At 51.0% G+C, this 22,117-nt stretch carries 13 protein-coding genes and 1 pseudogene; all 14 read left to right on the plus strand.

The annotated features are described in order from the left end of the window. The first annotated feature begins 115 nt into the window (after positions 1 to 115). The 14 genes and pseudogenes from D5085_08140 to D5085_08205 all read left to right on the plus strand — a co-directional run bounded on the left by D5085_08140 (position 116) and on the right by D5085_08205 (position 21,872). Entirely contained in the window at positions 116 to 9,025 is an 8,910-nt protein-coding gene (locus tag D5085_08140; GenBank protein ID QEP43084.1) for an amino acid adenylation domain-containing protein, read from the plus strand. A 43-nt stretch (positions 9,026 to 9,068) separates the two neighbouring features. Continuing rightward, on the plus strand, positions 9,069 to 9,512 hold the full coding sequence (locus tag D5085_08145) for a hypothetical protein (GenBank protein QEP43085.1): 444 nt from the start codon (positions 9,069 to 9,071) through the stop codon (positions 9,510 to 9,512). A gap of 66 nt (positions 9,513 to 9,578) precedes the next feature. Further along, a complete protein-coding gene (locus tag D5085_08150) occupies positions 9,579 to 9,989 on the plus strand; it encodes a hypothetical protein (protein QEP43086.1) in 411 nt (136 codons plus the stop codon). Between the two features lie 37 nt (positions 9,990 to 10,026). Further along, positions 10,027 to 11,322: an NAD(P)/FAD-dependent oxidoreductase gene (locus D5085_08155; GenBank protein ID QEP43087.1), complete on the plus strand. Its 1,296-nt coding sequence runs from the start codon at positions 10,027 to 10,029 to the stop codon at positions 11,320 to 11,322. A 37-nt stretch (positions 11,323 to 11,359) separates the two neighbouring features. Next, positions 11,360 to 13,447 (plus strand): heavy metal translocating P-type ATPase, encoded by a 2,088-nt coding sequence (locus tag D5085_08160; GenBank protein ID QEP43088.1) that lies wholly within the window; start codon positions 11,360 to 11,362, stop codon positions 13,445 to 13,447. 38 nt (positions 13,448 to 13,485) lie between these two features. Further along, on the plus strand, positions 13,486 to 14,334 hold the full coding sequence (locus D5085_08165; protein ID QEP43089.1) for a hypothetical protein: 849 nt from the start codon (positions 13,486 to 13,488) through the stop codon (positions 14,332 to 14,334). 32 nt (positions 14,335 to 14,366) lie between these two features. Further along, positions 14,367 to 15,737 (plus strand): hypothetical protein, encoded by a 1,371-nt coding sequence (locus D5085_08170; protein ID QEP43090.1) that lies wholly within the window; start codon positions 14,367 to 14,369, stop codon positions 15,735 to 15,737. Between the two features lie 9 nt (positions 15,738 to 15,746). Then, entirely contained in the window at positions 15,747 to 17,312 is a 1,566-nt protein-coding gene (gene purH / locus D5085_08175; GenBank protein ID QEP43091.1) for a bifunctional phosphoribosylaminoimidazolecarboxamide formyltransferase/IMP cyclohydrolase PurH, read from the plus strand. Between the two features lie 551 nt (positions 17,313 to 17,863). Continuing rightward, positions 17,864 to 18,316 (plus strand): Uma2 family endonuclease, encoded by a 453-nt coding sequence (locus tag D5085_08180; GenBank protein ID QEP43092.1) that lies wholly within the window; start codon positions 17,864 to 17,866, stop codon positions 18,314 to 18,316. 19 nt (positions 18,317 to 18,335) lie between these two features. Next, positions 18,336 to 18,593: pseudogene (locus tag D5085_08185) on the plus strand (ParA family protein). A gap of 308 nt (positions 18,594 to 18,901) precedes the next feature. Next, the gene (gene hypB / locus D5085_08190) at positions 18,902 to 19,714 is read left to right on the plus strand and encodes a hydrogenase accessory protein HypB (GenBank protein ID QEP43093.1); all 813 of its coding nucleotides are present in this window, start codon (positions 18,902 to 18,904) and stop codon (positions 19,712 to 19,714) included. Between the two features lie 6 nt (positions 19,715 to 19,720). Then, entirely contained in the window at positions 19,721 to 20,788 is a 1,068-nt protein-coding gene (gene hypD / locus D5085_08195; GenBank protein QEP43094.1) for a hydrogenase formation protein HypD, read from the plus strand. 51 nt (positions 20,789 to 20,839) lie between these two features. After that, complete coding sequence (locus tag D5085_08200; GenBank protein ID QEP43095.1) at positions 20,840 to 21,181, plus strand: type II toxin-antitoxin system HicB family antitoxin; 342 nt, start codon at positions 20,840 to 20,842, stop codon at positions 21,179 to 21,181. Between the two features lie 4 nt (positions 21,182 to 21,185). Beyond that, complete coding sequence (locus tag D5085_08205) at positions 21,186 to 21,872, plus strand: type 1 glutamine amidotransferase (GenBank protein QEP43096.1); 687 nt, start codon at positions 21,186 to 21,188, stop codon at positions 21,870 to 21,872. Positions 21,873 to 22,117 lie beyond the last annotated feature (245 nt).

Below are 22,117 nucleotides of genomic sequence, written 5' to 3' on the forward strand. Positions count from 1 at the left end.
GTTTCTCACTCTAGGTTATGGCACAATGCCGCGCCATTAAGGGTACGGTCGTGTTGAGATGAGCGAATTGCCTGGAAACCGCTATGAGCCATTTTGATTTAGGTTTTTAGGAGCAGTGACATTGCGTCAAGAGATAAGCGATACGAGGTGGAGCCTCTCCAGCCATGAGAGCTCCGTGCCCCGCATTTTTGAGTATATTGCGCAGAGATTACCCCAGCAGACGGCGGTTTTTCACGATAACCAACCCCTTAGCTACGATGGGCTCAATCGCCAAGCGAACCGTTTAGCTCACTATCTCATCGCAACCGGTCTTCCCCCAGGTACCCCTATTGCGGTCAGTCTTGAAAAGTCACATCATGCGGTAGTCGCCTTTATGGCGGTGCTGAAGGCCGGTGCGACCTATCTGCCCTTAGATCCTGACTACCCGATTGACCGAATTAACTATATTCTTGATGATACATCAGCGCCCATCTTATTGATAAATAAACAAAAAGAGGCAGCGCTAGCGGCAGCTAAAACCCGTGTAATCGACTATGAGACCCTTGCGCCGGCGCTTCTATCGTATCCAGAGAGCAACCCGAGCCGTCCTGTCGGAGCCACAGACTTCTCCTACATCATCTATACCTCCGGCACTACCGGTCAACCTAAGGGTATCCGCCTGACTCAGCAAACTTTGGTAAATCTCATCGCCTTTCAAACGCGCGATAGAGGCTCTAAACCCGACCTTCGAGTGAGCCAGTTTGCCAGTTTCAGTTTTGATGTCTCCCTCCAAGAGCTCTGCTACACCCTGACTAACGGCTATACGCTCTATGTTGTTCCGTTAGCGGTAAGACGCTCTACGATGGAGTATGCCCACTATCTCATCGGCCACCGTATCACCTCGCTGTTTATTACCACCAGTATGCTGGAGCTACTAGCAGAGGCGATGTTGGCTATACAGCCAGAGGCGCTCGCCTTAAGCGAAATATTTGTCTCTGGTGAGACCCTTAAAATTACCCCCACCATTCGCCGCCTCTTTTTACGCTACCCCGATATCACCCTTATCAATCAGTATGGCCCCTCTGAGTCTCATGTCATGCTGAGTTATACCCTGCCAAAGGGGGCGGAGAGTTGGGAAGATTACCCCCCTTTAGGCTGCGCTATCCCCCATTTTGAGACCTATGTTCTCAACGACGAGCGAAAACCACTCTCGGTCAATGAGATCGGCGAACTCTACATTAGCGGCATCGGCTTAAGCGCCGGCTATATCAATCGCCCTGAACTGACTGCCGAAAAATTTGGCCCCAACCCCTTCAACAGCGCACCGGGTTATGAGCGCCTCTATCAGACCGGTGATTTAGTCCAGTGGCGTAGTGACGGCTATCTACAACACATGGGTCGGCGTGACTTTCAGGTCAAAATTCGCGGCTTTAGAATTGAGTTACAGGAGATAGAGAGCGTTATTGACGCTTATGACGGCGTTAAGCAGGCGGTGGTGTTGGTTAAAGATCGCAATCACGACCTCGATCAGCTCAACCACTCATCAATCACTCTCTATCTTGTCGGCTACTTTGTGGCCGATACGAAGCTCAATAAAGACGATCTATTCGCCTTACTGCAAAGCAAGCTGCCCGACTATATGGTGCCTAATTTTTTAGTTCAGGTTGATCAAATCCCCCTAACCCATAATCTTAAAGTTGATCGAAAAAAGCTACTTGCGATCGATGAGAACGAACCCTCGCAACCGGGCGCAACCTCGACTGCCATCACCGATCCGCAACATCGTACCATTGCCGCGATTTGGAGTCGGCTACTTAATCTACCTCTTGAAAAGCTCGATAGCCACAGCAGCTTCTTCCACTTTGGCGGCAACAGTCTGCTAACGATGCGGTTAGCTAATGAACTTGCAGCCACTTTCCAGACCCGTATTCCTATTGCGCTCATCTATGAACACAACAGCATTGCTGCTTTAGCAACAGCGATTGACGCTATCTCGGAGGCACCGCCCCCCATTGCCGCTATCGATAGGCACGAAAAGGGTGATAGACCGCGCCTCTCTTTTGCCCAAGAGCGGCTATGGTTTATTGAGAAGTATGAAGAGGGTACCGCACTCTATAACATTCCGATTATCTACACCCTAAGGGCAGATGTCGGGCTCGCGCCCCTAGAACAGGCGATTAAAAAGATTATCTCACGCCATGAGAGTTTAAGAACACTTATTCGGCAGGATCGGGCCGGTGAGAGCTATCAACAGGTGGTTACTGGTGATCTACTCACGATCGAAAAGGTGCAGCTCGACTCTCTTACCGACTTAAACCAAGCACTAAAACACGACGCGCACTATCTCTTTAATCTACAGCGGGAGCTACCCATACGGCTTAAATTTTATGCCGTAACCGAGACTAAAGAGCACTATCTGCTGCTGCTGTTTCACCACATTGCGACCGACGGCTGGTCGATTGAGCTCTTTATGCAGGAGCTGCTCATCGCCTACCGCCACTATAGCGATCCCTCTTCTCCAACCGATGAGCCCAACCTACCCGCTCTGCCGCTGCAGTATAGCGATTTTGCCTTATGGCAACGCCACTACCTAAGCGGGCCACTGTTAGAGAAGCAGCTCGACTTTTGGCGTCAACGACTCAACGATTTTGAGACGCTTAACCTCATTACCGACGCCCCCCGTCCCGAACGGGTCGATTACCGTGGCGCAGCGCTCGGTTTTGAGCTCGACCAGGCTCGTAGTGATGCCTTAAGAGATCGCGCCAAGGCGCTAGAGGTGAGCCTCTACAGCCTACTAATGGCCGCTTTTCTATTAATGCTAAGGCTTTTTAGCCACCAAAAAGATATCGTCATCGGTCTGCCGATCTCGAACCGCCACTATCACGAAATAGAGAATTTAATCGGCTTCTTCGTTAATAGCCTGCCGTTACGGCTAGTTATCGACGATAACAGCAGCAGCACTGACTATATTCAAACTGTTCACCGAGAGCTATTAGCCCTGCAACTGCATCAAGATATTCCGTTTGAGTATCTGATTAAATCGCTCAATATCGCCAAAGATTCGAGTCGCCACCCGCTATTTCAAGTGATGTTTGGCTTGCAAAACTTTGCCGATAACCTATTCGGTCTCTCCTCTGAGCCTAAGAGCGACGACAAAGATCCCCCTCTAGTACCGTACAGAGGCTCCGTTCCACTCTACGATAGCGCCAAGTTTGATTTAACTGTTTTTGTTAACGATAGCGGTGCTAACCTTTCGGTAATCTTTAATTACGCCACCGCGCTGTTTACACCGGCGACCATTAACAGCTATATGGACTCTTTTGAACAGCTGTTAACCCGTTTCGCAGCGCCTGTCTGTTGCACTCTTGCCACCTTAGACTATATTACCCCAGAGCAGCTTCAGCAGATAACGGTCGATTGGAACCGTGGTGCGCGTGTTACCCCCTTTCGGCAAACGGTTGACCACCTCTTCACCGAACAGGTCAAACAGCAGGGCGATCGCATCGCCCTCTGCTATCAACACCACACGCTCACCTACCAACAGCTCGATAGCTATGCCAATCAGTTAGCTAACTACCTACAACAGCAGCATCACATCGGCGCGAATGATCGGGTGGCGCTATTTCTCCACCCTAGTCAAGCGCTTTACATCGCCATTTGGGCGATCTTAAAGGCAGGTGCCGCCTATGTCCCTATCGATTTACGCTATCCTGAAGATCGTATCGCCTATATTTTAGCCGATACTGGTGCCACTTTAGTGCTGGTCGATCAGCGCTCGCGCGAGCAGCTCGACTCTATTGATGATGGCATAACCCGACTTACCCTTGATGCGCCTGAGGTAGAACAGGCCTATCGCCAAGCCCCCTCTAGCACGCCGACGCCACACCACTCCCCCGATAGCCTAGCCTATATTATCTACACCTCCGGCACCACCGGCCAACCTAAAGGGGTGATGGTTCCCCATCGAAGCGTTGTTGCCTTCTGTCAAGCGGATAACTACTGCCAAATTGATCAACACAACAGCGTGTTAGGTTACTCTAGCCACGCCTTTGATGGCAGCGTGTTCGATATTTTTGTCACCCTCACCCGGGGTGCAAAACTGGTTGCCATTCATAGCGATACCCTGCTCGACGCCGCCGCGCTAACCGAGGTGATCTCGCAACACCACATCGATACCCTATTTATCACCTCGGCACTCTTTGTCAACTATGCTGAACTCAAACAGCGCAACCCACTGCTGGCCATTAAAAATATCCTCTTTGGGGGGGAGAAGGTCAGTCCCGACAAAATTAGCGACTTTCTTAACTATAGTCGCCACACCAACCTCATTCATGTCTATGGCCCAACCGAAACGATTGTCTTTGCCACCTTTGCCCCGTTAACTCTCGATAATGTCGCGGCGCTACCTATCGGTAAACCGCTCGCTGATAAAAAACTCTATCTCCTCAACGAACAGTTGCAGCCTCTACCCGCAGGTGCCGTTGGTGAACTCTATATCTCTGGGCTCAGTCTAGCGCAGGGCTACCTGAATCAGGCCAGTTTTACCCAAGATAAATTTATTCCTAATCCGTTTCAAACGGCTGAAGAGGCCGCGCAGGGGCTATATGCCACCCTCTATAAAACTGGCGATCTAGTCCGCTATCTGCCCAATGGTGATATTCAATATATTGCCCGCAACGACTCCCAAGTCAAAATTCGAGGCTATCGCATCGAATTAGAGGAGATTGAGCAGGTATTAAACAGCTATCCCGGCGTAGAGCAGGTGGTGGTGCTCGCTAAAGGCAGCTCTGGTGCCAAACAGCTAGTTGCCTACCTGCAACTCAACCAGACTCGGCCAACCGAACCGCCCCTTGATGGAGCAGAGCTGCTCGCCTTTGCCCAACAGCGACTGGCCGAATATATGGTGCCACGCCAGTTTGCCGTGGTCGATAAGATTCCGGTGAACACCAATGGTAAAATCGATAAAAAACGGCTCTTGGATCTAGCGACCGAACCGCTCACCCGCCCCAAAACCTTCATCGCACCAAAGAGCCACTACGAGACGCTCCTCTCTAGCCTCTGGCAACGCATCCTATCGCAGCCACAGATTAGCATCAGCGATAATTTTTTTGATCTCGGTGGTAACTCCATCCTACTCGCGCAGATGCACGCTGCGCTACCCGATGAGATAAGAGCAAAAATAAAGATTATCGATCTATTCAAATATCCGACTATTGCCGCCATTAGCCAATTTCTAACCGAGCCGAAGCCAACCCCCCCCCCTCCTAGCGCCACGACACAAACGCATCAACGGGATGATATTGCCATTATCGGCATGGCGGGGCGCTTTCCTGGCGCTGACTCGATTGAAGAGCTATGGCAAAATTTAATCGCCGGCAGAGAGTCGATCACCTTCTATACCAAAGAGGAGCTACTCGCGGCGGGCGTTGACGCAACACTCATCAACCACCCTAACTATGTCGCAGCCCAAGGGGTATTGAGCGATATTCAACACTTTGATGCCGATTTTTTCGGCTATTCACCGCGTGAAGCGACTCTTATCGATCCACAACAGCGGCTCTTTCTAGCCTGCGCCTACCACGCCCTCGAAGCGGCCGGTTACGACAATCCCGATCAACAGCGTGGCCCTATCGCCCTCTATGCGGCTGTGGGGCGCAATCGCTATCTAGCCGACCATTTGAGTGAGCCGGGGGCTGACGATCCAGTCGGTCAATACCAGCTACTATTAGGCAACGGTGCCGACTTTCTAGCGACTCGTGTCGCCTACAAACTCAACTTAACTGGCCCGGCGATCACCGTCCAAACCGCCTGCTCTAGCTCCTTGGTGGCGGTACATCAGGCCTGCCTTGCGCTCAAAGCGGGCGATTGTGATCTTGCCATGGCAGGAGGGGTCTCGCTACAGGCGGTCGATAAACAGGGCTATCTCTATGAAGCCGATATGATTGGCAGCTCAGATGGCCACTGTCGCGCCTTTGACGCGGCGGCGGACGGCACCCTTGGTGGTCAAGGGGTAGCGGTTGTGGTATTAAAGCGGCTCTCTCAGGCGTTAGCCGATAGCGATCCTATCTTAGCCGTCATTAAAGGGCACGCCATCAATAATGACGGCAGTACCAAAATCGGCTTTACCGCACCTAGCATTCAGGGACAGGCCGAGGTTATTCGCAGCGCCATCGCCCGAGCCGGCATTGCCCCCGAAACCCTCTCCTATATCGAAGCGCACGGTACCGGCACCAAATTGGGCGATCCTATCGAAATCGAGGCACTAAAAACCGCCTTTGCCGCCGATCCAAGCCAAGGGCAGTTCTGCGCCATCGGCTCTCTGAAACCCAATATCGGCCATCTCGATGCCGCATCGGGGGTGGCAGGCTTGATTAAAGCGACCCTCTCGCTACACCACAAGGCGCTAGCCCCCACGATCCACTACCAGCAGAGTAATGAGAAGATCGACTTCTCCACCACCCCCTTCTATGTCTCAACCGACTATCGCCCATGGCCCGAGGGGGCTACCCCCAGAAGAGCCGGAGTCAGCGCCTTTGGCCTAGGGGGAACCAATGCCCATGTCGTACTAGAAGAGAGCCCGTCCCCCCTCAATCCACCGCCGCCACCGCCGCTAGAACGAGACTATCCAATCTGGTTCTCGGCCCACACTCCCAGCGCACTCGCGGCGCGACAGCGGCAGCTGCTGGCTTATTTAACCGAGCATCCCGACACTGTCATACGCGATTTTAGCTACACCCTACAGCTAAAACGGCGCCACTTTAAGTTTGCCAGCTATGTTGTCGCCCAAACAGTGGATAGCGCCATCACAGCGCTTAAAGCGACCGACTCACGCCCGCCAATTGAGTGCCGCACGAGCCCCCCTCGCGCCATTGTCTTTATGTTCCCAGGACAGGGATCGCAATATGTCGCCATGGGGGCGGCGCTCTATCGGCAACAGCCCTATTTTCGTCAACAAGTTGATCACTGTTTTGAATTAATACCGGCTCACACTACCGATTTTACCTTAGAGGATATCTTTACTAACGCCGAAAGGCTCCACCAAACCGCCTATACCCAGCCGGCGCTCTTTATCATTTCGTATGCCCTTGCCCGATATCTTATCCATATTGGCGTTAAACCTAATGCGATGATTGGGCACAGTATTGGCGAATATGTCGCCGCCACCCTTAGCGGCCTCTTTACCCTAAAAGATGCCCTCTATTTAGTCACCCAACGCGCAAGGCTACTACAGCGCCTGCCCCAGGGAGCGATGTTGTCGATCCTGCTCCCTAGTGACGATCTCCCCCGTGATGCGCTAGCGTTGGCTCAACGACTCGATCTCGACATCGCAGCCATCAATGACCGCCAAAGTCTGGTGCTCTCAGGCTCCCTAGCTCAAATCGACAGCGCCATCGGCTACCTCAACGAAAACGATATTAGCTATAAACGACTACCGGTCACCCGTGCGTTTCACTCGCGAATGGTAGAGGCGATCCTGCCTGACTTTGAACAGGTTTTAAGCCAAATCGATCTAGCGACAGCGACCCTTCCCTTTATCTCCAACCTAAGCGGCACACTCCATACGCCACAGACACTTAGCTCACGCCACTACTGGATCGATCATCTGCGCCACACGGTTAAGTTTGCCGACGGTCTCACCCACCTATTAACGATGCTAGGGGAGAGCGAGAGCCTCTTTTTAGAGGTCGGCGCAGGAGAGGTACTCACCCGTTCGGGGAGGCGAACACACCCCAACGCCACCCTGCTAGCAACCCTCGGCAGCGATAACAACCGGCTACACCCCCTACTAGAGACGCTACTACAGCTACAGGCTGGGGGGGTTAAACTTAACTGGGAGGCCTACTATCCCGACGGTGCCGCTTATCTACCCCTACCTAGCTACCCCTTTGAGAGCAAACCGTTTTGGATTACCAAACAGGTGTCAGCGTCCACGATACCCGATTCGGAACCGAGCGCCCCGACCGCACCACCAGCGCCGGAGGCCTCTGCTAGCTCCCCCCTCAAAGAGCAGCTTCGATCGATTTGGCGCGACTATCTTGGCCATGCCACGATTGGCGATGATGATAACTTTTTCGATCTAGGGGGCGATTCACTACTAGCGATACGAATTGTTAGCCGTATTAAGAGCAGACTAGCGTGTGAGCTGGCGCTAGCCGATCTCTTCGATAAACCGACGCTTCGTGCCCTAGCGCAACACATTGAACCGCAGTGGGCTAGCCAGAGAGCGATAAGCAACGACTCATCCCCCCTAGTGCAGCTACAGCAGGCAGCAGATAGCGATAAAACGCTCTTTTTAATTCACGCCGCAGATGGCTACCTGTTGAGTTATCGCCCCTTGATTGAGGCGCTTGGTGCTAGCTATACCCTCTATGGCCTACAGAACCCCTATCTGGAGCAGACCAACCCTAAACTCGCCCCCCTTAACTGTATCGAAACGATTGCCACCGCCTACCGTGAGGCGATAGAGAGGGTCGCCCCTGACGGAAAGTATCATCTCATCGGTTTCTCTTTAGGTGGCCTTATCGCCTATGAGATAGCGCAGCAGTTGACTCGAAGCGGAAAAAGTGTCGCGCTCTTGACTCTAATTGATGTTATCAGACCCGACCACCCCTTTGCCAATACCCAGAGCTGTGATGCGATCTTATTAGATATTGTGCAGCTCTTGAGCCGCAAGGCGATCTCCTTTGAGCAATTTGCCCCCCTATCCGCTAATGAGCGGGCCGCCCTTATCGTCGAAACGATTGGGCTTGAGGGGTTAAATCATGACCGAAAAGTAGCGATTTATAACCAAATGAGACACTACAGCGAGGCGATTGCCGCCTATCAAACCGCGCCCTATCGCGGAAAAGTGCTCTTTTTTAATGCCCAGCAGCGCTTTGCAGGTTACGAACAGTTCGCCCTTGATGAGACTTGGCGCGACAGCATCGAACCTGAACTCGCTGTGTACGATATACCCGGCGATCATCTTTCCATGCTCACCCCTCCTCATGTTGCCGATATCGTGCACCACTTTGAATACCACTATCGCCTTGCTAATCCCAAGTAACCGATAGTTTTAACCCTCTATTTACCTTTTGGAGAGCTGTTCTATGCCAAGCTTTATTGATAGCGATATTGAATTTATTACCAACCTCTATAAATCATTTCATGACATAGTAGGCGGTAAAAACATTCCTGATTTCTACCAGGTGATTCATCCTGACGCAGAGATTAAGTTCAATAATGAAACTTATGACTGTGATGAGTGTGTTAGCCTAATGAATGATTTCTGTGCAGCCACCCAATCAATGGAGGTGACAGTTGTCAAGCCAATTGAGTGCATCAATGAAGCAGAGCGCACTTATGTGGCTCTCTCTAGTTGGGCCATTGAGTCGCTATCGGGAAGTGGCAAAGTCGATTGCCCGATGTTGGCGATTATCTCTATTAAAGATAACAAGATCATTCAAGCTAGAGAAGTCATTAATATGGGTGGCGGCTTAAATCGCTTCTTAATAGATGATATTACCGTTAAAAAAGAGGCGTTAGCGCGTTAATATCCGCCTAAGCCAATTGTTTATATCTTACACTATTTCAAAGCGACAACGACCGGAGATAACCCGATGATGAGCGAACTTGAATTTATTAAATCCCTCTATCTACCCTACAATCAAGTCAAAGCAGGAGGGAATATTCCCGACTTCTCTGACACCATTGATGAAGCGGCTGAAATCACCTTTAATAACTGGACGCATAACCGCCAGCAGACTTTAGATTTTATCGACGCTTTTTGTAAAAAGATGCAGTCGATTCAAGTGGAAATCGCCGAAGTTAGCTGTCTTAATGAGGCGACCAGTACCTACGTTATCCTATCGAACTGGGATCTAGAGCTGATACAGAGCCCTGGCAACCACTCGATCTGTCCAATGATGGAGTTAATTACCCTCAAAGGGGGACGCATTATTAAAACAGCCGGCGTCATGCATGCTGTTGGGGAAGTGAGTCAACTCCTCGCCTCAGGGGATATCGACTAATATCCCTCTGTCACAGCTAAAACGGGTAGAAGCTATCATGGAATCAGAACTATTTGATGTTATCGTTATCGGTGCTGGTCTTGCGGGGCTAACAGCCGCAACGCGCTGCCAGCAAGCGGGGCTAAAAGTCGGACTGCTAGAGCAGTTGAATCGTGTAGGCGGTCTATGTGGCACCTACCAGCGCGAGGGGTATGAGTTTGTTATCGGCTGTAATGAGTTTGGTTCCAGTTTAGAGCGCGAAATGGTCGCGCTAGGGGTCGATATTAAATTTAAAGCCCCCAACACCCGCTTTACTTTCGAGTCGAAAAGCTACCAATTTCCGCTGAAACCCCTTGCGCTAGCCGGTATGCTAAAACATACTTTTGATATCCAACGCTTTTTAAAAGCGTGCAAACAGCCCGAAAATAGCGCCCGATCCTTAGATGAGATTGTCAGCCAAACGGTCAAAAATCGCACCTTAGCCCAACTCATTCTCTCTTTTGCTTACCCCTCGGCGATTACCCCTGCTCGACTCAGCGTAGCCAAATTTTTAGAGATGTTCTCTAAAGAGCTCAATTACGACTACCAAAACTCCCGTATTCCTATCGGTGGGCCACAACATTTAGCCGATCAGATCGCCGCCCGTTTTACCGCGATCGGTGGTCAGCTATGGTTAGAGAGGCGGGTCGAGGCGGTAGAGTATGCCGAGGGGATCCATAATGTGGCTACTAGTAACGGTAACTATCGTGCTAAACAGCTTATCTCTAGCGAAGCGAGGCAAGATCGCTTCCCTGACGGGGCGGTAGAGGGACTGTCACTCAACACGCTCCATCTAGCACTCAAAAAGAGCTTCCCTTACCCACAAGGGATGCACACCCTCGCCTATTTTCCACCCGATATCACCGGCTGGATGAGTCAAATGGATCAGGGGCAGCTCCCCGATGCCTTCGGTTTTCACCTCTTTTGTAGCGATCTGCCACCTAAGGATGAGTACTATAGTGTCAACCTCTACTGCACCGCACCGCGTCACATGGAGGATATGGCACCGGCAGCACAGCAACAGATGGAGTCGTTTATCCTTAACCATATCGAACGGCTACTACCGGGGGTTAACGATGCGATTCTCTACAAAACATTTATCACCCCTGCCGATTTCTACCAACAGCACCATCTAAAGAGTCTCGTCACTCCCTATATTGTTGAACACAATATGACTAAACCCGATAGCTACGATTCTGAGAGGGCGATTTACTATATCGGCAATAGCCTCTATCCACCGGGTGAGCACGCTTGTGGTGCCGTACTCTGTGCTAGCCAAGCTGCGACTCGTCTTATTGAGACGCAAGCTAGTTAAGATAATTGAATGTAATTTGATATAAGTTAATCTGACGATGATAGTTCACCTTGCCCTATTTGGTTATCTCTGCCTCTCCGGCTATCGCGCTATAGAGAAAAAGAGGGGAAGTAAGGAGGGCTCCCTTCTGAGTAGTGATAGCCTAAAAGAGCAGATAGCAGACAATGAGAAGGGATTTTATGATAAGCAGATGCTACAGATGTACGATAGTGCTAAAAACGATAGTGATGGCAATATCTCAACTAAAATAGCGCAAGATAACTTCGATGCTGTCAATAATCGTGAGATAAAGAGCGCAGCTATTGCCTTAGCGCTAGCGGCGGCTACGCCACTCTCTCCCCTCTTCGCTATCGCCTCTCTCCCCTTTATTCTCTATGCTAGCAGGCGGGTCATTAAAGAGAGTTTTGATCTAGCCAAAAAGGGGCAGTTCCGTGTCGAGACCATTATTAGTACCATTATTATCGGCACGCTGCTGCTTGGCCAACTCTTTATCGCTAGCTTTGCCACGCTACTCTATAAGCTCTCACTTAAGCTCACCTCCAAGATTATTCATCAGTCCAAACAGCAGCTAACCGAAACCCTGCTTCAGACCCCCGAGTCGGTCTGGATTTTAGTCGATGGCGCTGAAGTTAGTCTCCCTTTTAACGATATTGAGATCGGCCATATCGTAGTCGTTCACGCTGGCGATACGGTACCGGTTGATGGCCTCATTGAGTCGGGTATGGCCACTATCGACCAACATATTCTCACCGGTGAGTCGATTCCGGTAGAAAAAACAGTCGGTGATGAGGTCTTTGCCATGACACTCATCCTCTCTGGCAAGCTACATATCAAAGTCAACTGCCGTACCTCTGAGAGTAATGCGGCTAAAATTACCCAGCTACTTAATCAGACCGCCGACTTTAAATCGGGGGTACAACTCCAGGCTGAAACACTATCGGGTAAACTGGTTAACCCCGTTATCGGCACTAGCCTTGTCGCTATGCCGCTGGTCGGCTTCGGTGGTGCTTTAGGTATTTTGGCCTGCCATCCGGGGAACTCACTGATCGGTATCGCCCCGATTACCACCCTTAAACATATCTCTGCCGCTTCGAAACAGGGGATATTGATTAAGGATGGCCGTACTCTAGAGCTACTAAAAAGTGTCGATACGGTGGTGTTTGATAAAACCGGCACCCTAACCGATGAGCAGCCCTATGTCGGGCAGATCCACTGCTTTACTGAGCTATCGCAAAACGAGGTACTACGACTAGCTGCAGCGGCCGAATTTAAGCAGACCCACCCTTTAGCTAAGGCGATTTTAGCTGCGGCACGGCAGCGTGAGCTGACTTGGCCTGCCCCAAATGAGTGCGAATATCGCCTCGGTTACGGTCTCATTGTTGTCGTTGACGGTGTCACCGTACGACTAGGCAGCCGCCGCTTTATGGTTGCAGAGAGAGTCGCCATACCGCCAGAGTTAGCCCCGCTAGAGGAGCAGAGCCATACGGCAGGTACCAGTCTGGTTCTAGTCGCGGTGGCCGACCAGCTAGTGGCGGCGATTGAGCTACGCCCTTCGCTGCGTCCTGAAGCAAAGCGCGTTATAACCGAGCTAAAACGCCGTAAAACTGTGGCTCAGATCTATATTATCTCCGGCGATGGCGAGACTGCCACCCGCGAGCTGGCTAAAACATTAGGGGTTGATGGCTATTTCGCCGAAATATTGCCCCAAAACAAGGCCGCCATTATTCAACAGCTACAGCAGCAGGGGCGCAGTGTCTGCTTTGTCGGTGACGGCATTAACGATGCCATTGCACTGAAACGGGCGCAAGTTTCGGTATCGCTAGCAGGAGCCTCTAAAATCGCGACCGACACTGCCCAAGTTGTACTACTCGATAGGGGGATTGAGCACCTAACCTCACTCTTTGAACTTGCCGATCACCTAAATAAAAAGATGGATCGTCTCTTTAAAATAATGTTAACGCCATCACTTATGGGTGCCTCTAGTGTCCTCTTTTTAGGTACTGGTGTTACCGCTGTGCTCTACCTCTGTAGTCTCGGCATGATAGCCTCTATTGGCTATGTACTGCTGCCGTTACCTAAACAGCTAACTCCACCTAAAAATAGAACACTACCCCAGCTTGATTAAAGCCTTTTTTATGCCACAACTTTTAGAGAAACTATTTTATGTTTTCAAAATGCCTTGGAAAATTTCCACTCGATATAGACAACCTCTATGCCGATTTAGCCCAGCTACATGAATCAGACTATATTCCTGCCTATTCAGAATATACTATCGGTTCATGGCGTACCGCTATTTTAATGAATCAAGAGGGTGATTCGAGTAGCGGTGAAGTAATAGAGTATGCTGGCTCCGCTCAAGCGACACCTCTGGCTAAAAAATTACCCCATATTATGCAGGTGCTTAGCGAGACTTTTAATATGGCGACAATTAAGTTAGCCCGTATTGCGACCATTAAAAAGTATGGTCTTATTCTGCCCCATATCGATTTCGTCACCTTCTCCAAACCGTGTAAACGGTATAATATCGCCCTTATCTCTAATGACAGATGTATTAGTATTGAGGAGCAGACCGCCTATAGTATGCGTTCGGGAGAAATTTGGGATTTAGATGCGACCCATCCCCATAGCGCCGCTAACTTCTCTGATGAAGATAGAGTGTCGCTAATTATCGATTTAGAGCCCATAGATAACGAAAAAGACTATTTTAACCATCCCGATAAGCTAGCTGCGGCAGAGCCGATCCGCTTTATCGAGCGTGAGCCTCTTCCTGCCGAACTCAAGGAGCACTACTTAGCGCTAGCGGCACTAATGACTCGCCATAACTACAGAGATATTTTGGCGATGGTAGCCAAACTCCCCTTCTTGTGGCAGATGGAGTTAACCGATGTTTTTGAGATTACACAGCAGATCTGTCATCGTTCCGGTGATAGGCTTTTAATCGATAATATCGCCAAAACTAAACATGCCTTTTTACACGAAAGAGCCACCGATCCTGTCTCTGGTATTCTGTAACATCCATTAGTATATTAACGGAGCTTTTAGCGATGAGTGCTACTCAGTTAACTATTTTGGCGGCTATTGTCAGCTATTTTGTCGCCATGATTATTATCGGTATTATGGCAAGCCGCCATCAGAGTCATAGTGGCTTTGTTATCGGCTCTCGTGATGTGGGCTATATTCCAACTATCGGTTCACTCTCCTCTTCGTTTCGTGATGGCATGGGAGTTATCTTTTGGGTCGGTTTTGGTGCCTCAGTCGGTTATGGTGGGATATGGGTCTTTATCGGTGTTGTCGCAGCTCTGTTAGTCTATGCCTTTATCGGGCCGAGGGCACGACAGTTAGCCGCACAACAGGACTATATTACTATCGGTGAGATGATTCGCGCCCGCTCCGGCAGCCTTACCGAACGCTTTAGTGCGGCAATTATTGTCTGCTTCGCCTTAATGGTGATTGCCATCCAGCTCCATGTTGCCGGCAACCTCTTCTCAATGGTATTGGGGATCGCTCCTTGGATCGGGGTCTTCTCCGTTGCCATTGTCGTCGGCTTCTACCTCTTTTGGGGTGGCTATAGCACCGTCGTCAAGACCGATGCGGTACAATTTTTTATTATCTTATCGCTGCTATTTATGCCGCTCTTTTTAGAGCCGACAGAGGCGATGTTCCATTTCGATACTATTTGGGCATTAGAGACAGAGACGATTATCGCCTTTAATTTAATCGGCTTTTTCTATGTTTTAAGCTCTGCTGATACTTGGCAGCGGATCTTCTCGGCTCGAAATACCCGCGTGATCTACTTCTCTTTTCCGCTATCGGGCGTCGCGCTGCTGATTATCACTTTAGGGCTTATCTTTCTTGGCATGCTCGCTAGACCCCATTTAGGTGAGGTGATCGATACCAATACAGTCTTTTATGAGATCTTTAAAGGCGACTATCTCTCTCCCCTCCTACAGGCCTATATTGCGGTGGTTGTGATGGCTATCTGTATGTCAACACTCGATACAATGTGTTATCTCACCGCAGCCACCATCGCTAAAAACCACACTCCAGCACACCTAACTGCAACACGCGATAGCTATGTTAACTTTTCACAAAAGGTGATGCTTCTCACGCTTGTCGCCATGAGTTTAGTGACCCTCACCATTAGCGATCTGCTGCTATTTGCTTTTAGTGCGGCTAGCCTGCTCTTTATCTTATCTCCGCTCTATCTCTTTACGGTATTTAACCTCCCCAAAGTGCGTAACGATAAAACCGATCGGCTGATGACACTGGCTATCGCGATGAGCGCAATCATCTATCTTTATATGTTCTCAGCCGGCCACTTTGAGCGAGCGATTTTAACCCTAGTTCCAGTGGCAATCTCAACGGTACTAACTAGTGTTGCGATCTATTTTGGTAATATAAATAATCAGGAGTAAACCGAATCTATGCGAACCATCAAACGAGCCCTTGTTAGCGTCTCTGATAAGAGTGGTATTGTCGAATTTTGCCGTCAGTTACAGCAGCAGCAGGTGGAGATCCTCTCTACCGGAGGAACAGCTAAACTGCTAGCAGAGAGTGGCGTTAAAGTGGTCGAGGTCTCAGACTATACCGCCTTTCCAGAGATGATGGCAGGACGAGTCAAGACACTACACCCGAAAATTCATGGGGGTATTTTAGCTCGACGAGGAGTCGATGAGGCGATTGCCGCCGAGCACGGTATCGGTTTTATCGATCTAGTGGTGGTCAACCTCTATCCGTTTGAACAGACGGTCGCTAATCCTGACTGCACTCTGGCCGATGCGATTGAGAATATCGATATTGGCGGTCCGACTATGCTCAGAGCGGCAGCGAAAAACCATGCCGATGTCACCGTAGTGGTCGATAGTGGTGACTATGAGCCGCTGCTGCAGGAGTTAGCTGAGCTAGGCGGTGTGAGTCGTGAGAGCCGCTATCGGCTAGCGGTTAAAACCTTTGAGCACACCGCAGCTTATGATGGGGCGATTGCTAACTATCTCGGTGCTCATCACTCTAGCGGCGAGGCTGAGACTTTTGGTTCGACCTTTACGATGCAGTTTCACAAAGTTCAGGCGATGCGCTATGGTGAAAATCCGCACCAGCTCGGGGCCTTCTATCGTGAAGCCCACCCCGCTATCGGTACCATTGCCACCGCCGAACAGCGACAGGGTAAAGAGCTATCGTATAACAATATTGCCGATACCGATGCGGCGCTAGAGTGCGTGAAACAGTTTGATAGCGCCCCGACCTGTGTGATTGTTAAACACGCTAACCCTTGCGGGGTCGCGACGGGTGCGACACTGCTAGAGGCATATCATCGTGCCTACGCTACCGATCCGGAGTCGGCCTTTGGCGGTATTATCGCCTTTAATGGCGAGCTTGATGGTGAGACAGCGGCAGCGATTGTAGCGCGACAGTTTGTGGAGGTGATTATCGCTCCAACAGTGTCGCCGGCGGCGATCGAGGCGGTAGCGGGCAAAAAAAATATTCGTCTGCTACAGTGTGGGCAGTGGAGTCGTGGCGTCTCGGACGGATTTGACTTTAAACGGGTCAATGGTGGTCTGCTGCTACAGCAGCGCGATAGTGGTATGGTAGCGGCGGCTGATTTAAAGCTGGTTACTCGGCGTCAACCCGACGAGGGCGAGCTGGCCGATCTGCTCTTCACTTGGCGAGTGGCTAAATTTGTCAAATCGAATGCGATTGTTTATGGCCATCATGGGCAGACGATTGGCGTCGGTGCAGGCCAGATGAGTCGGGTAAACTCAGCTCGAATCGCCGCGATTAAGGCCGAACAGGCTGGTTTAGAGGTGGCGGGGAGCGTGATGGCGTCAGATGCCTTCTTTCCGTTTCGTGACGGTATCGATAACGCCGCTGCTGCCGGAATTCGAGCGGTGATTCAGCCAGGGGGTTCGATGCGCGATGAGGAGGTGATCGCCGCTGCTGATGAGCACGATATAGCGATGCTCTTTACCGGTATGCGCCATTTCCGTCACTGAGGAGCCGCAGGCCGCTGAGATAATGGCCCCCAAAAAGGCCATCAATTTTCTGCGCTAGTGATGGCCTTTTATGGATTAAAATAGACGCAAAACCAGCGATAGGTGTTGTTTTGCAATGATTTTTTTGAATTTAATGACCATAGTAATGGTTATGTTGAAGGGCCTTGTTCATCTCTTCGTCAGCTCCCCTCCACCCCTTTCCCGCTGGGAGAGGCGGAGAGGGAAGGCGAGGTAATCATGCCTCATGAAGGTGACGAGACGATGAACAAGACCCGGGTTTCGTAGGGGCGGGTTTGAAACCCGCCCCTACACGCCGTGGATTACCGGAAGAGATGGTCGTTTAAAAAGCACGGTTTGAATCACACTTGGTTGGAGGGGCATCATAGAAACCGCAAGCCTGACGGGTAACCGTTCACGCTCCCTGCTAATTTTACCCCTCACCCCAACCCTCTCCCGCTGGGAGAGGGAGATTAAGGAGGGAGAGTGAACGGTTACGATATGTTTTAGATACCCGAACGCTGGAAGAGGTATTTTTATAGGAGCCTAAGATAATGGAGTGGTCAGAAGTTATTGATAACCCGATGCTTGCTAACTTACCGTTTAAGATTGAGCTAACTCGGTTTGGGCAGTTACTGATGAGTCCGGCTTCGAACGAGCATGGGCGAATTCAAAGTCGTTTAAGCGCAAAATTTTTGCGTAAACCGGGAGGTGAAGTCATTACCGAATGTTCAATTCAAACGACCAACGGGATTAAAGTGGCGGATGTTGCATGGCTATCTGAAGCCTTTGTGTCGAAGTACGGCTTTACAACACCCTACCCTAAGGCACCCGAGTTGTGCGTTGAAATTATATCCCCATCCAATTCGATGGAAGAGATGCGAGAGAAGATTCAGCTCTATCTCGAAGCAGGGGCAATAGAGGTGTGGCTTGTGCGGGGGCTTGATGATATTCAGATATTTAATGCAGCAGGTGAAGCAGGGTATTCGCAATACTTTTCGGTATAGATAGAATAAAACATGCACACAAATTGAAGCCATTTGGAATCAGCAGGAATCAGGATCGACTATTTATCAGTGTATAAAACCATTGACTGGTGTTGGCGACATTGTCGAGCCGATTCTTCAGAATATTGCAACCGAGCTGTATCTTCTGCCTGGCGATTTAAATCTCTCCGGCTATGAAGAGGCCTTATCTGCCGAATGGCCCAACAGCATGGGTGATAATAATCTCTACCGCCCTATGCGAATACTTAGTTCCTTCTGGCAGGTGATGCAGATGTCTGTTCAAAACCCCATCGGTTATCTCTGCCAGCAACATAGCACTCAGGTGGAGCTCTCAATCGGCCCCCTCTCCGGCGTGGAACTGGAGCTACTGCAACACGCCTTCCCTATCGCTGCTGCCGGTAGCTGTGCCGCCACAGCCTGCTTGACCATAACCACCGCAGCGGTCACAATCTACTGCCCTGAGTGTGACCAAACGACAATCGTTGCCCCTAACCGGCTGCTCTGCCCCCACTGTGGTAACTGGCAGACCCAACTAAAAGCGGGCGATGAGCTGATTTTACAACGCGTAGAACTGGAGGATTAACCATGTGCGATACCTGCGGCTGTAACATTACCCCGGCCAACCGCCATCTGGTCGAAGCCGGAGGCAGACACGCCTACACCGGTAGCGGCAGAGAGTCGGTTGAAGTGCTGCAAAACCTGCTAAGTGAGAACGACCATCAGGCAGCACATAACCGCCACCATCTGCAACAGCACGGCGTGGTAGCGATTAACCTTATGTCCTCCCCCGGCTCCGGTAAGACCGCACTGCTGGAACAGACCGCCGCACGACTCGGTAAAGAGCTGAAAATGGCGGTGATTGTCGGCGATCTGGAGACCGAAAATGATGCCGCCCGGCTGCGACGCCACGGGATTGAAGCGATTCAAATCTCAACCGGCAGCGCCTGCCACCTCGATGCCCACATGGTGCATCAGGCACTGCACCAGCTCGATTTAAGCCAAATTGAGCTACTGTTTATCGAAAATGTTGGTAACTTAGTCTGTCCCGCCAGCTTCGATCTGGGTCACCACCACAATGTTACTCTGCTTTCGACTACCGAGGGGGATGATAAACCGGCCAAATATCCGGTGATGTTTCGCAGTGCCGATCTAATACTAATCACTAAAAGCGACCTGTTACCGCTATTAGATGACTTTTCGCCCGAAGCAGCCACCAATCAGCTACGACAGCTCGCCAATCCCGCCCCGGTGATTGAACTCTCGGCTAAAAGTGGTGCCGGGCTGGATCACTGGTTTGAATGGTTACAGCAGCAGCGACAACAGCGCCAGCCAGAAACAGCCCTTCCGCCACACGACCACACTCACCCCCATTCTCACCCTCACCACAGCCACAGCTAACCCAAAATGGCAACGCCAAAAGAGTGGTTGCGCCGTATCGGCCAGCTACAACCTGAACCGGTTAAGATTATGAATGTCTGTGGCGGCCATGAGCGCGCCATCACCCAAGCGGGTTTGCGTTCAATCCTGCCCGATACCATTGAACTAATCCCCGGCCCCGGCTGCCCCGTCTGCATCTGTCCGGAGGAGGCGATTGTTGAAGCGATTGATCTGGCACTCAACCAGCCAATAACACTAGTCGCCTTCGGGGATATGTTACGGGTGCCGGTAAATGGCAAAAAGGGTGAAGTCAACTCATTAGAGCAGGCTCGCGCTGCCGGCGGCGATATCCGGCCGATTGCCACACCGCAGGAGGCGGTTCAACTAGCCAAAGCAGAGCCACAGCGGCCGGTTATCTTCTTTGTCGCCGGTTTTGAGACCACCTTAGCCCCGGTAGCCGCGATGGTGGCAGAAGGGATCCCCGATAATCTGCTACTCCTTCTAGCCGGACGACGCACCTGGCCGGCGGTTGATCTACTATTAAACTCCCCGCCGGTGCAGTTTGATGCCCTGATCGCCCCAGGTCATGTCGCCACCGTTATGGGAGCCGATGAGTGGCAGTTTGTCGTCACAGCGCACCAGATCCCGACCGCAGTGAGCGGCTTTACCCCGGAGTCGCTGTTAGCGGGTTTCTATTCGGTAATTCGTCAACGCCAGCAACAGCGACTATTTGTCGATAACTGCTATGGCGAACTGGTTAATCCCGATGGCAATCGCCGGGCACAGCAGTGGTTAAATCAGGTATTTGATATCGTCGATGCAAACTGGCGCGGCATCGGCACCATTGCCGCTTCCGGCTACGCCTTAAAACCAGCGCTACGCCACCATGACGCGCGTCACCACTATCCCACCCCACCGCAACAGCGCCGCCGCGCCGGTGAAATGCCCCCCGGCTGCGACTGTGCTGCCGTGGTTTTAGGGCAGAAGCGGCCAAATCAGTGCCGCCTCTACGCGAAAGCGTGTACTCCTCGTACCCCGGTCGGCCCCTGCATGGTCTCGGATGAGGGTGCTTGTCGGATTTGGTGGTCTGGATAAATGAGCGATAGCTTCAATCCGAAAATGGTTAGATTCTCATGAGGTTAAACCATGAATATAATGGAAGTTGATGCTCATAGAGCAAAAATAGCGTATGACCCCGATATCGATATGTTCAGAGGCGAGATATTAGGCTTAAACGGAGGTGCCGATTTTTATGGCACTAATCCGGAAGAACTGAAGCGGGAATTCAAAAAATCGCTACAGATATTTCTACAGGAGTGCCAAGAGAGAGGCATCCCCCCCTATAAAGAGTACTCCGGACGCTTTAACTTAACTATCCCCCCCAAACTCCACCAAGAGATTGCCACACGCGCTAATGTCGAGCAAAAGAGTATCAATCAATGGCTGACCGATACTCTGCAAGAAATAATCCAACAGCAACACAATTAATACCATGCCCCAAGCACTGATACTACAACATGTTCCGTTTGAAGGCGCCGGCTCAATTGAGTCATGGCTCAATACACACCACTACAGCGTGCACTACTGTCAACTCTACAACGGCGATCCCCTGCCCGATCCTGACACTATTGACCTGCTCATCATCATGGGCGGGCCGATGAGCGTTAACGATGAAGCGGACTACCCTTGGCTTGCTGATGAAAAGCTCTTTATCGCCACGGCAATTCAGATGGCAGTTCCGACACTCGGGATATGTTTGGGAGCTCAACTCATTGCCAATGCCCTCGGCGCAGCGGTCTACCTTAACCCGGTGAAAGAGATCGGTTGGTTTAAGGTTAACGCCGTCGCCTCCACACTGCCACTACCACCGCAATTTAACGCGTTTCACTGGCATGGTGAGACATTTGACCTGCCACCGGGAAGTCAACATATCGCCCGCTCCAGCCACTGCCTGAATCAGGGCTTTAGCCTCGGTGATCGCGTTATCGGGCTGCAGTTTCATCTCGAAACCACCCCCGAATCGGCCACGGCGCTAATTGAAAACTGTCGTGATGAATTAAACGAAAGCGATACCATTCAATCTGAAACCGCCATTTTAGCTGCTCCGGCGAGCCACTATCAGCAGATGAATCAGATTATGGCTGCGCTGTTAGGCCGTTTAACATCATCTGTTCCTTAAGCGTACACCGCCTATCCTCTTAACGGTGAGGTTTTATTCGCCCTCAGCGGAACGGGATAGCAAGCCCACGGCGTGTAGGGGCGGGTTTCAAACCCGCCCCTACGAAACCCGGGCATTGTTCATCGTCTCGTCACCCTCATGAGGCATGATTTCCTCGCCTTCCCTCTCCGCCTCTCCCAGTGGGAAGGGGGTGGAGGGGAGCTGACGAAGAGATGAACAAGGCCGGTAAGCGCAAGAGCTGGCTA

It is taken from the genome of Ectothiorhodospiraceae bacterium BW-2 (genome assembly GCA_008375315.1).
Taxonomy (GTDB): domain Bacteria; phylum Pseudomonadota; class Gammaproteobacteria; order Thiohalomonadales; family Thiohalomonadaceae; genus BW-2.

What these genes read in the sequence shown, in the direction of transcription:
- D5085_08145 (QEP43085.1), top strand. Translation starts at nt 9,069, where the DNA reads ATGCCAAGCTTTATTGATAGCGATATTGAATTTATTACCAACCTCTAT.
- D5085_08150 (QEP43086.1), top strand. Translation starts at nt 9,579, where the DNA reads ATGATGAGCGAACTTGAATTTATTAAATCCCTCTATCTACCCTACAAT.
- D5085_08155 (QEP43087.1), top strand. Translation starts at nt 10,027, where the DNA reads ATGGAATCAGAACTATTTGATGTTATCGTTATCGGTGCTGGTCTTGCG.
- D5085_08160 (QEP43088.1), top strand. Translation starts at nt 11,360, where the DNA reads ATGATAGTTCACCTTGCCCTATTTGGTTATCTCTGCCTCTCCGGCTAT.
- D5085_08165 (QEP43089.1), top strand. Translation starts at nt 13,486, where the DNA reads ATGTTTTCAAAATGCCTTGGAAAATTTCCACTCGATATAGACAACCTC.
- D5085_08170 (QEP43090.1), top strand. Translation starts at nt 14,367, where the DNA reads ATGAGTGCTACTCAGTTAACTATTTTGGCGGCTATTGTCAGCTATTTT.
- purH (QEP43091.1), top strand. Translation starts at nt 15,747, where the DNA reads ATGCGAACCATCAAACGAGCCCTTGTTAGCGTCTCTGATAAGAGTGGT.
- D5085_08180 (QEP43092.1), top strand. Translation starts at nt 17,864, where the DNA reads ATGGAGTGGTCAGAAGTTATTGATAACCCGATGCTTGCTAACTTACCG.
- hypB (QEP43093.1), top strand. Translation starts at nt 18,902, where the DNA reads ATGTGCGATACCTGCGGCTGTAACATTACCCCGGCCAACCGCCATCTG.
- hypD (QEP43094.1), top strand. Translation starts at nt 19,721, where the DNA reads ATGGCAACGCCAAAAGAGTGGTTGCGCCGTATCGGCCAGCTACAACCT.
- D5085_08200 (QEP43095.1), top strand. Translation starts at nt 20,840, where the DNA reads ATGAATATAATGGAAGTTGATGCTCATAGAGCAAAAATAGCGTATGAC.
- D5085_08205 (QEP43096.1), top strand. Translation starts at nt 21,186, where the DNA reads ATGCCCCAAGCACTGATACTACAACATGTTCCGTTTGAAGGCGCCGGC.